Genomic DNA, 14165 nt, shown 5'->3' on the forward strand with positions numbered 1-14165 from the left:
TATAGAATGTTTACTATTTCCTCTCTAAACCAAGAGGTTCTAAGCTGCTCTTCCTTACCGCCCCTGGAATTCAGTCTGGCTTTTCTCGAGAAAGGCTTTAAAGCCCGCCTTGCGGTCTTCAGTATGGAAGGCCAAAGCAAAAACCTCGGCTTCATAATCTTGTCCACTGATCAGATCCATATTGGCCCCTTTATAAATGGCGCTTTTGGTTAATTGTATGGCGACGGGAGCTTTGGCGGCGATCTTCCTGGCCATAGCCAGAGCTTGTTCCTGAAGCTCTTCTTTGGGATAAACCCGGTTAACCAGACCCATGCGGAAGGCCTCCTGAGCATCAAACAGCTCGGCTGTGAGGAGAATTTCACTGGCCCGTCCGCTGCCTACCAAGCGGGGAAGCCGTTGGGTGCCGCCAAAGCCTGCCGGTATACCCAGGTTTACTTCCGGCTGCCCGAAGCGGGCCTTCTCACTGGCCAGGCGAATATCGCAAGCCATCGCCAATTCCAGACCTCCACCCAGGGCAAAACCATTGATGGCGGCAATGACCGGTTGGGGCAGGCTTTCAATCTGATTCATCAGCTTTTGGCCTAATTGGCTGAACGTCCTTGCTTCCAGCGGGGTTTTCATGTTCATTTCGGCGATATCGGCACCGGCTACAAAGGCCTTTTCACCGCTTCCCGTCAGAATCACGACCCGTACCGAGGAATTATTAGCCAAATCCTCAACAACCTGGCTGAGCTCCTGCAAGGTCAGCGTATTCAGCGCGTTTAAGGCTTTGGGGCGATCGATCGTCACCAGGGCAATCTGCTCCTGATAATCAACCAGGATATTCGAATACGTCATAGTTCTCCCCCTATCTCTCTACAATCAGGCTGACGCCCTGACCGCCGCCGATGCATAAGGTGGCCAGCCCCCGCTGTCCGTCCCGTCGTTTCAATTCATGAAGAAGGGTGACCAGAACGCGGGTGCCGGAAGCACCGATGGGGTGCCCCAAGGCGATGGCACCGCCGTTGACATTGGTCTTTTCCACATCCAGTCCCAGCTCCCGGGTAACGATAGCGGCCTGGGCGGCAAAGGCTTCATTGGCCTCCACCAGGTCAATATCGGCAATAGTCAGTCCGGCTTTGGCCAAGGCTTTTCGTGTCGCAGGGATCGGTCCGGTCCCCATGATCAGAGGATCCACCCCGGCAGAAGCCCAGGAAGTGATTTTGGCCAGGACTGCTAATCCCAATTCTTCAGCCTTCTCTTTGGACATGACCACCACTGCGGCAGCCCCGTCATTGATCCCTGAAGCGTTGCCCGCAGTCACCGTACCCTCTTTCTTAAAGGCCGGCCGCAGCTTGGTCAAAGTATCGGCAGTGGTGCCGAAACGGGGAAACTCATCCTGACTGAACACCAGAGGCTCTCCTCTTTTTTGGGGAATTTCCACAGCGACAATCTCTTCATCGAATAATCCGGATTGGATCGCGGCCTCGGCCCGGTTTTGACTGCGCAGCGCCAAAGCATCCTGATCCTCCCGGGAAATCTGGAACTGCTCAGCGATATTCTCGGCGGTCAATCCCATGTGAATATTATGGAAAGCATCGGTTAACCCATCCATGATCATGGTATCCACCAGGCTGTCATTGCCCATCCGATAGCCTTTTCTTGCTTTAGGGAGAGCATAAGCCGATGAGGACATGCACTCCATGCCGCCGGCCACAATAATATCCGCATCACCGGCCAGGATGGCCTGGGCTCCACAGATTACCGATTTAAGTCCGGAACCGCAGACCTTATTCAGGGTCCAGGCGGGCACTTCTTGAGGAATTCCTGCTTTAATTGCTGCTTGTCGGGCAGGGTTTTGACCTGCCGCAGCACTGAGTACATTCCCCATAATGACTTCTTCCACTTGTGCAGGCAGGATTCCGGCCCGTTTGATCGCTTCCTTGATCACGATAGCTCCCAGTTCGGCTCCTGTAAAGTTCTCTAAAGCTCCCCCAAAGGACCCCAGGGGTGTACGGACAGCACTGACAATCACTACTTCTCTCATGACGTTCCTCCTCAAGGTAATGACACCTAAATTTTGGTTCTACTTTCTGACAGTGTTAAGCAAGCTTAGCGGTTCTTCTCCAGATACCCATTTTTTCTGCATCTTTAATCAGATTATCGCGGAAATCGGGGTGAGCGATGGAGATCAAAGCTTCGGCACGTTCCCAGGTGGACTTCCCTTTCAAATTGACAATGCCGTGCTCAGTCACCACATAATTAACCATGGCGCGATGGGTTGTGACGATAGCACCAGGAGTTAAGATAGGATTAATCCGCGATCTTATCTCGCCATTTTTCGCTTTGTAGGTGGACTCCAGGCAGATAAAGGATTTACCGCCTTGGGAATGGTAGGCGCCTAAAGTAAAATCCACCTGTCCGCCTGTGCCGCTGATTTGACGGGTGCCAGAAGATTCTGAACATACTTGGCCGAATAAATCGACTTCGACGCAATTATTGATGGCGATAACCTTATCATTCTTGGCGATGATCCAAGGATTGTTCACATAGTCTACAGGGTAAATCGCGCAGCTGGGGTTGTTATGAAGAAAATCATAAGTTTTCTGAGTTCCCATGGAAAAAGTATAGGTTAGTTTATATCTGTCAATCTGTTTGCGGGCACCGGTAACACGTCCGGCTTCCACCATTTCCACAAAGGCTTCCGTCATCATCTCGGTATGGACACCTAAATCTTTAAGGTCGGATTGAGCAATAATCTTACCCATAGCATTAGGCATACCGCCAATACCCAGCTGAATGCAGCTTCCATCCACAAGTTCAGGCATAATAAATCCGGCAATTCTGTTATCCAACTCAGTAGGGGGAACGGGTTGAATCTGGGGCAGATCCCATTCTGTTTCCACGATATAATCCACTTCAGAAATATGCAGGGCCTCTTCCAGACCGCCCAGGCAACGGGGTATTTTCGGGTTCACCTCGAAAATAATGATTTTTGCTTTTTCCAACATGGCTTTGGTATGAGAAACCTGGGGTCCGAAGTTGAAAAAGCCTTTTTCATCCATGGGCGCCACCGGAATCATGGCTACGTCCACCTCAAGAAAACGCCGGTAATAGCTGGGCAGTTCATTATAGATGATCGGGCTGTACCAGCAAAGCCCCTGATCGTGCAATTTACGGTCTAAACCGCTGAAATGCCAGTTATTATAAACGAAATGCCTGGCCTCCGGATCAACCTTGACCACCTCAGGCATCCTCACCGCCGTGACCGCCCGAATCTTTACATCCTCAAGCTCATCCTTGCGAGCTGCCAAAGCTTTATCCAAGACAACGGGCTGACCGGTAAAGGAGCCATAATCCACCCAATCCCCTGATTTAACCACACTCACAGCTTTTTCCGGCGTAGTCAGCTTCTTTTGATACTCTTCAATTATACTATTCAAATTCAGCCCCTCCTTATTCTCCCTTAGACAACCAACTGGTTGGTTGTTTAAACGCTCCTCCACCCTAATCCAAAATTCTCTATAATTAACGAATGATAACAATAATGGCCTTACATTTTTTTAGCATTTCCAACAGGTGCAGCGGTTTTTTCTTTGACCCAAGGCTTCGTGAGAGGAAGTATCGTTTTACCGTAAGTGGTATTGAGAATTAAGGCCGCCGAGAGATACATGGCCAAAATTCCCGCAAAAAGCAGAGCGTAAGCAGCAAAAGGTTTGAAGGAAGGACTGAGAACTCCCAAATCGAGGAAAGCAACCTGGACAACGGCGATATCAATCAGAATAACGATCATGGTTAAGACACTTGTCGATTTGAAGTAAGCCGGAGTCCAGAGCACCAGACAAAAGGAAAGAACGATCCAAGCCCAGCCGTCAATGCGGGTATCCAAGGGTATTGACCATTGTTGCGCCGCAGCAAAATACTTAACAAAAAACTCCAATCCTCCGACCAGCATAAAGAATGCTGAAAAATAAAGGAAAACGTTGCCGCCAAGAATCTGGCCTTCTTTTAACTCAATAGCACCAACAATGACCTGCGTAATAAAACCACCGATCAGCCAGCACCCCAGCAGAGGCATGGCCCCCGCTGTAACCCTGCCGCTCAGCAAAGCGAAAAAAGTAAAGCACGCAACCCCTAAAGCGACCAGACCTGCAGGCGAAGGATTTGCCCATCCTCCATTATTATTGGACATAATATAATCTCCCCTCTTACTTTTTTGACCTGTTGTCCGTCAAAAAACGCTTTGACGCCCGGTCAATTATTCCGATATTCTTTCGACAAGGATCTCTGCAATATCCAATACCTTCACACTCTCCACGGCTTCACGGGCAGCTATGCCGTCGCTGATCATGGTTAAGCAGAACGGGCATCCCGTGCTCACCACTTCTGCGCCTGCCGCCATGGCCTCGTCCGTGCGCATCTCATTGATACGTTGGCCCTGATGTTCTTCCAGCCACATTCTTCCGCCGCCGGCACCGCAGCAAAAACTCTTCTCATGATGACGGGACATTTCGGTAATCCGGAAACCGGCAGCTTGCAGCAAGGTTCTGGGTTCTGTGTAAATCGTGTTATAGCGGCCCAGATAACAGGAGTCGTGATAGGTAACGGATTGACTGTTTCCCCCCCTTTCCGAACCACTGCCTGCTTTATGAAGCTTTAATCTACCGGCGGCTAATAGTTCGTTTAAATATTCGGTATGGTGGAGCACCCGGTAATTCCCGCCAAACTCAGGATATTCGTTCTTAAGGGTATTAAAACAGTGAGGACATTGAGTAACGATGGTTTTTACCCCGTAGCCATTCATCGTCTCAATATTTTCCTGAGCCAAGGCCTGAAAAAGATATTCATTTCCCAGGCGGCGGGCTGAGTCTCCACAACATTTCTCCTCACTGCCTAAAATAGCAAAATTAACTTGTGCGGCCTTCAGGAGCTTCACCAAGGCTGCCGAGACCTTCTGATTCCGTGCATCAAAGGATCCTGAACAACCTGGAAAGTAAAGAATTTCAGCATCTGGATTTTCTTCTATAGTCGAACATCCTACACTTTGCAAAAAGTCCCCCCGTGAAGACCAGCCGATTCCCCAGGGATTGCTGTTGTTCTCCATATTGCGGAAAGCCAGCTGAGCCTCAGCGGGAAAACGCGATTCCATAAGCACCAGATTACGGCGCATATCAATGGTTTTATCCACATGCTCAACAAAGATCGGACATTGTTCTTCACAGGAACGGCAGGTGGTACAGTCCCAAAGATCATCTTCGGCAATCACATCACCGATGAGAGAGCGCAAGCCCAACTCTTCTTCACTGGGAACTTGGGCCCCAGTGTCAGCTTCAGCCGCAGCCGCCACCTCATTTCCGGAGCCGGCCACGGCAAGGGCCGGATTGGCCGCCCGGTAGGTTTTCAGTGCCTGACCCATCTCTTCCAGATAAGCGCCCATATCCTGAATCACCTTTTTGGGGTTAAGGTGTTTGCCGCTTAAATAAGCCGGACAGTTATCCTGGCATCTACCGCAGCGCAAACAGGCATCCGTATTAAAAAGGGTCTTCCAGCTGAACTCACCCAGCTTGCTTTTGCCATAAGTCTCCAGGCTCTCATCCTCAAAATCGATATTCTCCGGGATGCCGATGGGGCCATGATGCCGCAAAAACTGATTGGCAGGGGCCAAAAGGATATGGGAAAGCTTGGAGTAAGGAAAATACCCAAAAAAGACCATCACTAAAATGAAATGGAACCACCAGAGAAAGGCATGAATTCCTTCCAGGGTTGAATTGCTCAAGCCCTTGAAAAGGGGTGCCATGGCATAGCCGATGAAGGCATACATGCCCCAGGGATCTTCAACTGCCGCCATACGCACAGCCTGAATGACAAAACCGGTGACCAGGATCGTAAGGATAAGGGCTAAAACAAAGGCGTCATCCTTTTTATTATCGAGGCGATCCGGACGCTGACCATAACGCCGCCAAATCGCCATCAGACAGCCGATAATGGCTAACAGTCCAAAGGCATTGGCGGTTACCTTAATAAAGATATAGAGCCCGCCTTTAAACATATTGATCCCTAAGTCAGCCTGCAAGGCTACAATCATCGTGGCAAAGAACAGCAGGGCAAACCCCCAGAACATCAAAAGGTGCATGATTCCCGGAAAAGCATCTTTTAAGATTCTTTTATGTCCTAAGCCATAAAGAAGGACATCTCCGATTCTTTTGCCGATATTCTGCCTGCGGTTCTCAGGCCGTCCTATCTGCCACAGCTGATAACGCTGATAAAAACCATAGCAGAAAAAACCGAGAGCTATGACCAGCATAGGGTAAATCAGCCAGTGATATTCAATATTCCAATAAAGCTCCCGTGTCGCCATATCCCTATTCCCCTTTCCTAATCCCAGACCTATTTCCCGGAGCGTTCCCTTTGCTCCTTGATCATGGGGGGTGCTGCCCCAGGGCAGCCCCCCTTCTCCAAACAGGACCCTCTTTTGTTTACAGCGGTGAACTCCCGCATCCACGTTGCCTTAAAAGGGTGCATCCTATCCGTTCACTAATTTCTTAAATTCTTCCGTAAGAAGGGGGACGACCTCAAACAAATCCCCCACGATACCATAGTCGGCCACATTGAAAATAGGCGCTTCAGGGTCTTTATTGACGGCAATGATGACCTTGGATGCTCCCATCCCGGCGATGTGCTGAATCGCGCCGCTGATCCCGCAGGCAATATACAAGGTCGGGGCCACAATGCTCCCGGTCTGTCCTACCTGAAACTGGTTGTCTATCCACCCGGAATCCACGGCCGCCCGGGAAGCTCCTACCGCTCCCCCCACCACATCGGCTAACTCTTCAAGAAGAGCGAAGTTCTCCTTCCCCTTCATGCCCCGGCCGCCGGAGATCACAAAATCTGCTTCAGTCAGCGCCGGACGGCTGGTCACCAAATAGGCCACATCTTTGACAATGACTTTAAGATCTTCCGGGTCGATGGTCACCGCTGCTTCGATGACCTCGGCTTGTCTGGCTGGATCCGGCTCCGCCACTGGGAAGGATTTAGCTCTTACCGTGGCCAGGCTGGGCCTGCTCACGATTTCCACAAAGCTGTAAGCGCTGCCCGTATAGACAGGCCGTTTATAAAGAAGGAACTTTTCCGGATCCACTTCAATATCGATAACGTCTGATGCAAGGCCGACTCCTAAGCGTTGGGCCAGGCGGGGAGCCAAATCTTTGCCCACTGCCGTGTGGCCTAACAGGAAGGCTTGGGGTTCTTTTTCCTGAATGAGCTTAGCCAGTGCGGAAGTATAGGCCCCGGTCGTATACTGGGCCAACTGGGGGGAGTTCAGTAAGAAGACCTGATCAGCTCCATAACCGGCGGCTTCCTGTGCTAAGCCGGCGATGCCGTCACCGGCGATCACCGCCGCCAGAGGTTCTCCCGTCTGGTCGGCAATTTTTCGCCCCTGACTTAATATTTCCAAGGATATTTTGCGAACTTTCCCTTCAGCTTGTTCGACAAATACCCATATTCCCTTAGGCATATAACTCACTCCTAACTGTGTTCATTACTGATTAGAGAACTTTAGCTTCTTCGCGGAGGATTCGTGCTAATTCATGGGTGGCTTCTGCCGCTTCACCGGGAAGTATTCTTCCTCCTTGTCTGGGGGTGGGCAAAGTATATTGGGTAACCTTGGCCTGCAGCGCCAAGCCGGAGGCATCCAGCCCGATGTCACTCAGTTTGAGAGGTGTCAGGGGCTTTTTCTTCGCTTTCATAATGCCGGCTACGGATGGATAACGCACCTCATTGATGCCCTGAACTACGGTGATCACAGCCGGAAGTGCGACCTCCAGTGTTGCCAGACCGCCGTCGATGACCCGCAGGGCTGTGGCCTGAGTGCCATTAATGTCCAGCTTGGTGACACTGCTGATGGAAGGAAGCCCCAGCTTCTCAGACATGCGTACGGCTACCTGGGCTGAGCCATGATCGGTGTCCATCACTCCTGCTAAAATGATGTCGTAAGGGATGGTCTCGATGGTTTTGGCGAGGATGGCGGCAGCTATGCCTTCATCCACTTCCCCCAGAGCAGGGTCGTTAATGTGAATCGCTTTATCGGCGCCCATAGCCAGAGCACTGCGGATGGTCGCGGTGGCCTGATCCCCGCCCAGGGTAATAACGGTTACTTCACCGCCGAATTTCTCTTTCATGCGGAGCGCTTCTTCAATAGCGTATTCGTCCAAAGGATTGATCACCAGGGTAACACCGTTGGCATCTATTTTTCCTTCACTGTTCAAAACTATTTTAGCTTCTGTATCAATCGTTTGCTTAACGCATACCACAATGTTCATAGGGTATCCTCCTACTCTATTTAAGACCTACTCTTTTAAGATATGGCTGCCGATGACGATACGCTGTACTTCACTGGTGCCTTCATAAATCTCTGTGATCTTGGCATCCCGCATCATCCGCTCTACGGGATACTCACGGGTATATCCATAGCCGCCGTGCATTTGGACCGCCTGGGTGGTCACCCACATGGCTGTCTCTGAGGCATGAAGCTTAGCCATAGCTGAAGCTTTGGAGACAGGTTTATGCTGGGTGGCCAGATAAGCCGCTTGATAAACCAATAACCGGGCTGCTTCGATCTGGGTGGCCATATCTGCCAGCTTAAATTGGTTGGCTTGGAATTGTGCGATGGGCTGGCCGAATTGAACTCTTTCTTTAGCATATTTCCTGGCTTGCTCATAAGCCCCTTGGGCGATGCCCAAAGCTTGGGAGGCAATGCCGATTCTGCCGAAGTCCAGAGTGACCATGGCAATCTTAAATCCTTGTCCTTCCTGACCTAAGAGGTTTTCTCCCGGGACCCTGACATTATCAAAGACCAATTCATAGGTGGCCGAAGAGCGGATCCCCATCTTTTTTTCCTTCTTGCCAAAGCTAAAGCCCGGCATACCCTTTTCCAGAATAAAGGCGGCGATGCCCTTATTCCCTTTGCTCTTATCCATCTGGGCCGTGACCACGTAAGTATCGGCTTCATAGGCGTTGGTGATAAAAATTTTGGTGCCATTGATGATATAATCATCCCCATCCTTAACTGCGGTGGTCCGGGTTCCGGAAGCATCGGAGCCGGCCATTGGCTCCGTTAAGCCAAATGCTCCCATCTTTTCGCCGCTGGCCAGAGGAACGAGATATTTTTGTTTTTGTTCTTCCGTACCAAAGAGGTAAATGGGATTTGCACATAAACTGGAATGAGCGGACACAGTCACCCCGACTGAGGCATCCACCCGTGATAATTCCTCAACCGCGATGGCATAGGATAAATAGTCGGCCTCCACACCGCCGTATTTCTCGGGAAAGGTGATCCCCGCCAGGCCCAGTTCCGCCAGTTTATTCCATATCTCACGGGGAAATTCTTCTTTTTCATCCCGCTCTTCGGCGCCTGCCGCACACTCATTCTCGGCAAAATCCCGCACCATTTTCCTCATCATCACATGGTCTTCACTCAACTCAAAAATCATACGTTTTCGTCTCCCCTCATTTTTTCTGAATATCTCTAACCTTTCATTGAATAGGTGTAGAAACCTTAATAAGTGTAGAAACCTCTGCCCGTTTTTCTGCCCAGCCAGCCTGCCTTGACATATTTTCTCAACAGGGGGCAGGGCCGGTATTTATCGCCAAGCCCTTCATGGAGCACATCACAAATGGCCAGGACCGTATCTAAACCGATCAGATCCGCCAGAGCCAAAGGACCCATGGGATGATTGGCTCCCAGCTTCATGACATTGTCGATAGCTTCCGGTTTGGCAATGCCCTCGTTAAGGGTCCATATGGCTTCGTTAATCATCGGAATCAGAATCCGGTTGGCGACGAAGCCCGGGGCATCATTGACTTCCACCGGGGTTTTCCCCATGGCCACACTCAGGTTCTCGATCTCGGTATACACTTCATCACTGGTTGCCAGGCCGCGGATGATCTCCACAAGCTTCATCACCGGCACCGGATTCATAAAATGCATCCCGATCACTTTGTCCGGGCGCTTGGTGCAGGCGCCGATTTCCGTAATCGGCAATGAGGACGTATTGGAAGCCAAGATGGTATGTTCAGGGCAAACCCTATCCAAAGTTTGGAAAATATCATGTTTAATCGCCATGTTTTCAACTGCCGCTTCGATGACTAAATCAGCCAGAACCCCATCCTGAAGAGAAACACTGGCCTGAAGCTGCCCGAGGATCTTGGACTTTTCTTCAGCGGTGAGTTTGCCTTTTTCCACACTGCGGTCCAGATTCTTCTCAATTCCTTTCAGACCACGGGCTACATATTCCTCCTTGATATCATTTAAGATGACCGTGTACCCTGCCTGAGCCGCTACTTGGGCAATTCCGGAGCCCATTTGCCCCGCTCCGATGATCATAATCGTTTTCATAACGTTCTCCTCTCCATGTCATAATTTTTGTTTCTTAAATGTTTAGCAATAACAATCCGCTGAATCTGGTTGGTGCCTTCATAGATTTGAGTGATTTTGGCATCCCGCAGATAGCGTTCGATGGGATATTCCCGGGTGTAGCCGTAGCCCCCGAAGATCTGCATGGCATCATTGGTCACTTTGACCGCCATTTCACTGGCGAATAATTTGGCCATGGAAGCCTCTTTACTATAGGGCACCCCCTCCACCCGCCTGACGGCCGCCTGATAGACCAATAAGCGGGCTGCCTCCAGTTGGGCGGCCATATCCGCAAGCATGAATTGGATGCCTTGGAAATTCATAATCTCCTGCTTGAATTGAACCCTTTCCTGAGCATAGGCCAGGGCAGCCTCAAAAGCTGCCTGGGCAATCCCTACCGCCTGGGCCCCAATCCCGATCCGGCCATCGTCAAGCAAGGCCATGGCAATTTTAAACCCTTGCCCCTCTTCTCCTAATCTGTTCTCCACAGGAACCACCATATCCTCAAAAATCAATTCACGGGTCGATGAACCGTGGAGTCCCATTTTCTTTTCTTTCTTGCCGATGATAAGACCGGGAGTATCGGCATCGACAAGAAAAGCCGTAATTCCCCGGGAACCCTTGGTGCGGTCGGTGGAAGCCAGAACTGTATAGATTCCGGCATAGCCGGTGTTGGAGATAAAGCGTTTGCTGCCGTTGATCACATAGTGGTCGCCGCGGCGCTTGGCGGTGGTGACTAAACTGGAGGCATCGGACCCGGAGTTCGGTTCCGTGAGGGCAAAGGCTCCCAGCATCTCTCCTTTGGCAAGCTTCGGCAAATACTTCTGTTTTTGTTCTTCATTGCCAAAATAATATATCGGAAAGGTGCCAAGGGTGGTGTGAACAGCCATAATGACGGCCGTGGAGGCACAGCCCCGGGCGATCTCCTCAAGGGCTAAGGTATAGGAGGTAAAATCGGAGCCGGCCCCTCCATACTCCTCCGGAATAGGGATCCCCAGCAGTCCCAGTTCTCGCATCTTATGTACCAAGGCCAAAGGAAACTCATGGGTCTCATCGGTATGAGCCGCCTGGGGAATGACCTCTTCTTCCACAAAATCTCTGACCATTTTTCGCATCATCTTTTGATCTTCGGTAAGATTAAAGTTCAATGAAGGTGACCTCCTTGCCGACAGTCTCTTTGGGCAGCCGCACAACTATGGGAATATTATAAATTATCTGTTTATTATGCAAATAACGTGCCAATGTGCGTCAAGTTTTAACCTCATCTCCGGAAAGCCTTGAATTCATTCAGGTATTTTCGAAATTTTTAAAATATTTCATCTATTTGTACATGTGAACGCAAAGTTCATATGTCTTTAAAAGCGGACAACATTTTGTCTTTAAATCAGCGAGAAATTAAAAAAAGGCTGGAATTCCAACCTTTTAACTCCCTATGTCTATTAAAAAGGACACTGTCTCCAAAAAACTACAGTGACTCAAAATCGAGACATCTGTCAATTACCCTTGAATATTGTACTTAGCCAGCTTTTTATAGAGCACGGAGCGGTGAATGCCCAGGATTCGGGCAGCCTGTACCTTGTTGCCCTGAACGCGGCGGAGAGTCTTATCAAGGATCTCACGTTCTGCGGCTTGTAAAGCATACTCCAGGGTTTGTTCCGCACCTAAGGTTATGGTTTCCATAACTCCCGGCAAAGCCAAATGCTTGGGCAAAATCCAGGCTTCATCACAAATGACGATGGCCCGTTCCAGGATATTCTCCAGTTCACGAATATTGCCCGGCCAGTCATAAGCACACAAGTGGGTAATGCTTTCCGGTCTCACCCCCTGGATGTCCGTACCCAGTCGCTTATTGATTTTTTCAATAAGTCCTCTGGCAATAAAGCCGATGTCCTCTTTGCGTTCTCTTAAAGGGGGCAGATCGATGGTCAGAACATTGAGACGGTAATAAAGATCAAGGCGGAATTTATGCTCCATCACCATTTTGTGCAGATCCCTGTTCGTGGCGGCAATAATCCGCACATCCACTTTGATGGGTTCTGTCCCCCCCAAACGCTCAAGTTCACGTTCCTGCAGCACCCGCAGCAGTTTAGCCTGCATACCCAGAGACATATCCCCGATCTCATCAAGAAAGATCGTCCCTTTGTCCGCAAGTTCAAATTTACCGGGCTTGCCGCCTTTGCGGGCCCCCGTAAACGCACCTTCATCATAACCAAAAAGTTCTGATTCCAGCAGGTCTTCCGGCAATGCCGCACAATTCACTTTGATATAAGGTCCGTTGCTGCGAATACTTGATTTATGAATAGCATGGGAAAAGACTTCTTTCCCTGTACCGCTTTCACCCAGGATCAGAATGGTGGAGGTTGTTTGGGAGGCACGATGTGCTAAGGATTTGGCTTTTTTCATTCTGGGACTTTCCCCGATAATATCATCAAAAACGAATTGGGAGGAATGGAATTTGCCCAACTCTTCTTTATAGTAAGCGAGGTTTTCTTCCAAGCGCATGACTTTTTTGGCAAACATTTTGGCGATTTCCATGTTTTTGAAAAGAGTCTTGGCCAAGGCCCCCACGACTTTGCCTTCCCGTTCAATGGGGACTCGCATGATGATAAAATCACGCCCCTTAAGATGCCAGGTCTCGCCGAATTGGGCTTTCCCTGATTTCAAGGTCTGAGGCAGACTGGAATTAGGGCTGATATCATTAATCTTTTTGCCGATCACATCCTGCACTTTGACCCCGATGACATCCAAAAAGAATTGGTTCATCAGGACAATATTCTCTTGATCATCGATGACGACCATGCCTTCATAAGAATTCTCGACCACCGCCTCCAGTGTGGCCATCAGCTTTTCGTTGGAATTCAGACGATGGCTTACCTCTTCCAGTTCGGTAATATCTTTAAACACGGCTACTGCGCCCAGAACCTTGTGCCCCAGGATGATGGGCAGGAAGTCTGCCTTGGTGTTAAGCTCACCGTAGCTCATAGGGATGCCCCGCAGTTCTTCACCTGTTGCCAGCGCTTTAAAGGTTAAGGAGTCCGGAAAAAAGTTTTTGATCGGTTTGCCGAGGACTTCTTCAGCATGAAAGCCCAGCAATTTTTCCGCGGAAGGGTTAAAGAAAACGATGCGCCCCTGAGCATCAATAGCCACCACGGCATTATGAACAGCTTCGATGGTTTGGCTGATATAAAAATCCAGGTCGTTCAGCAGTTGGTACAACAGGAACAGATTATCATGAAATTTGAATTCACCTTGATACTCGCCTTTGCTGTCAACCACAAAGGCGGTGGGCCATCCTTCGGTAATCAAGACATTGAAATTAAAAAGCAGGCTGTTCTCCTCCGGAAGTAGCCACTCCACCGGCCGTATATAGGATGTAATCGGCGCCTTGGGAGCAAACTTCCCCTGGCTTAAACTTTCCATAATATCGGCAGTCCCTAAAACACCCAGAAATTTTTTCTCTTTGCTTACTACCGGCAGATGAGTTCGTTCCTCTTTTAAAATGATCTGCAGAGCATCAGCCAATAAGGTCTCTTCATCAAGATAAAGGGAGGAGAGAATCAATTCCTGGCTGTCCAGCAAAGAAAGACCACTCGAAATAAAGCCATTCATGTTTGTCTCATCTCACTAACCTTCTGTAATATTTAGAAAGAGTTATCATGCAAATTATATACTATTCCTAATTTTCTGTATTCGATCGCTAAATCCTGCTTTTCCTTAAATTAATTATTGGAAATGGGAAAGAAGAATCCCGCTGCCGCCCACGGCAGCGGAAATT

11 protein-coding genes are annotated in these 14165 nt (G+C 49.6%); all 11 read right to left on the bottom strand.

Features of this window, described 5'->3' with window-relative positions:
- Positions 1-54: 54 nt before the first annotated feature.
- The 11 genes from DHAF_RS14270 to DHAF_RS14320 all read right to left on the bottom strand — a co-directional run bounded on the left by DHAF_RS14270 (position 55) and on the right by DHAF_RS14320 (position 13999).
- Positions 55-837 (bottom strand): enoyl-CoA hydratase-related protein, encoded by a 783-nt coding sequence (locus DHAF_RS14270; RefSeq protein WP_005816058.1) that lies wholly within the window; start codon positions 835-837, stop codon positions 55-57.
- 10 nt (positions 838-847) lie between these two features.
- A complete protein-coding gene (locus DHAF_RS14275; RefSeq protein ID WP_011459846.1) occupies positions 848-2026 on the bottom strand; it encodes an acetyl-CoA C-acetyltransferase in 1179 nt (392 codons plus the stop codon).
- A gap of 55 nt (positions 2027-2081) precedes the next feature.
- Entirely contained in the window at positions 2082-3422 is a 1341-nt protein-coding gene (locus DHAF_RS14280; RefSeq protein ID WP_015944264.1) for an acetyl-CoA hydrolase/transferase family protein, read from the bottom strand.
- 110 nt (positions 3423-3532) lie between these two features.
- Entirely contained in the window at positions 3533-4171 is a 639-nt protein-coding gene (locus tag DHAF_RS14285) for an acetate uptake transporter family protein (protein WP_005816055.1), read from the bottom strand.
- 66 nt (positions 4172-4237) lie between these two features.
- Positions 4238-6337: a heterodisulfide reductase-related iron-sulfur binding cluster gene (locus DHAF_RS14290; RefSeq protein WP_011459849.1), complete on the bottom strand. Its 2100-nt coding sequence runs from the start codon at positions 6335-6337 to the stop codon at positions 4238-4240.
- A 165-nt stretch (positions 6338-6502) separates the two neighbouring features.
- On the bottom strand, positions 6503-7492 hold the full coding sequence (locus DHAF_RS14295; RefSeq protein ID WP_005816053.1) for an electron transfer flavoprotein subunit alpha/FixB family protein: 990 nt from the start codon (positions 7490-7492) through the stop codon (positions 6503-6505).
- Positions 7493-7523: 31 nt separating this feature from the next.
- Complete coding sequence (locus DHAF_RS14300) at positions 7524-8297, bottom strand: electron transfer flavoprotein subunit beta/FixA family protein (protein WP_015944265.1); 774 nt, start codon at positions 8295-8297, stop codon at positions 7524-7526.
- Positions 8298-8324: 27 nt separating this feature from the next.
- A complete protein-coding gene (locus DHAF_RS14305; protein ID WP_005816051.1) occupies positions 8325-9467 on the bottom strand; it encodes an acyl-CoA dehydrogenase in 1143 nt (380 codons plus the stop codon).
- Between the two features lie 65 nt (positions 9468-9532).
- On the bottom strand, positions 9533-10372 hold the full coding sequence (locus tag DHAF_RS14310; protein WP_005816050.1) for a 3-hydroxybutyryl-CoA dehydrogenase: 840 nt from the start codon (positions 10370-10372) through the stop codon (positions 9533-9535).
- On the bottom strand, positions 10369-11538 hold the full coding sequence (locus DHAF_RS14315; protein WP_005816049.1) for an acyl-CoA dehydrogenase: 1170 nt from the start codon (positions 11536-11538) through the stop codon (positions 10369-10371). The genes DHAF_RS14310 and DHAF_RS14315 overlap by 4 nt, the downstream gene beginning before the upstream one ends.
- Before the next feature lie 349 nt (positions 11539-11887).
- On the bottom strand, positions 11888-13999 hold the full coding sequence (locus DHAF_RS14320) for a sigma-54-dependent Fis family transcriptional regulator (RefSeq protein ID WP_015944266.1): 2112 nt from the start codon (positions 13997-13999) through the stop codon (positions 11888-11890).
- Positions 14000-14165 lie beyond the last annotated feature (166 nt).

This window comes from Desulfitobacterium hafniense DCB-2 (assembly GCF_000021925.1).
Lineage (GTDB): Bacteria > Bacillota > Desulfitobacteriia > Desulfitobacteriales > Desulfitobacteriaceae > Desulfitobacterium > Desulfitobacterium hafniense.

What these genes read in the sequence shown, in the direction of transcription:
- DHAF_RS14285 (WP_005816055.1), bottom strand. Translation starts at nt 4,171, where the DNA reads ATGTCCAATAATAATGGAGGATGGGCAAATCCTTCGCCTGCAGGTCTG.
- DHAF_RS14290 (WP_011459849.1), bottom strand. Translation starts at nt 6,337, where the DNA reads ATGGCGACACGGGAGCTTTATTGGAATATTGAATATCACTGGCTGATT.
- DHAF_RS14300 (WP_015944265.1), bottom strand. Translation starts at nt 8,297, where the DNA reads ATGAACATTGTGGTATGCGTTAAGCAAACGATTGATACAGAAGCTAAA.
- DHAF_RS14320 (WP_015944266.1), bottom strand. Translation starts at nt 13,999, where the DNA reads ATGAATGGCTTTATTTCGAGTGGTCTTTCTTTGCTGGACAGCCAGGAA.
- DHAF_RS14310 (WP_005816050.1), bottom strand. Translation starts at nt 10,372, where the DNA reads ATGAAAACGATTATGATCATCGGAGCGGGGCAAATGGGCTCCGGAATT.
- DHAF_RS14305 (WP_005816051.1), bottom strand. Translation starts at nt 9,467, where the DNA reads ATGATTTTTGAGTTGAGTGAAGACCATGTGATGATGAGGAAAATGGTG.
- DHAF_RS14295 (WP_005816053.1), bottom strand. Translation starts at nt 7,492, where the DNA reads ATGCCTAAGGGAATATGGGTATTTGTCGAACAAGCTGAAGGGAAAGTT.
- DHAF_RS14275 (WP_011459846.1), bottom strand. Translation starts at nt 2,026, where the DNA reads ATGAGAGAAGTAGTGATTGTCAGTGCTGTCCGTACACCCCTGGGGTCC.
- DHAF_RS14270 (WP_005816058.1), bottom strand. Translation starts at nt 837, where the DNA reads ATGACGTATTCGAATATCCTGGTTGATTATCAGGAGCAGATTGCCCTG.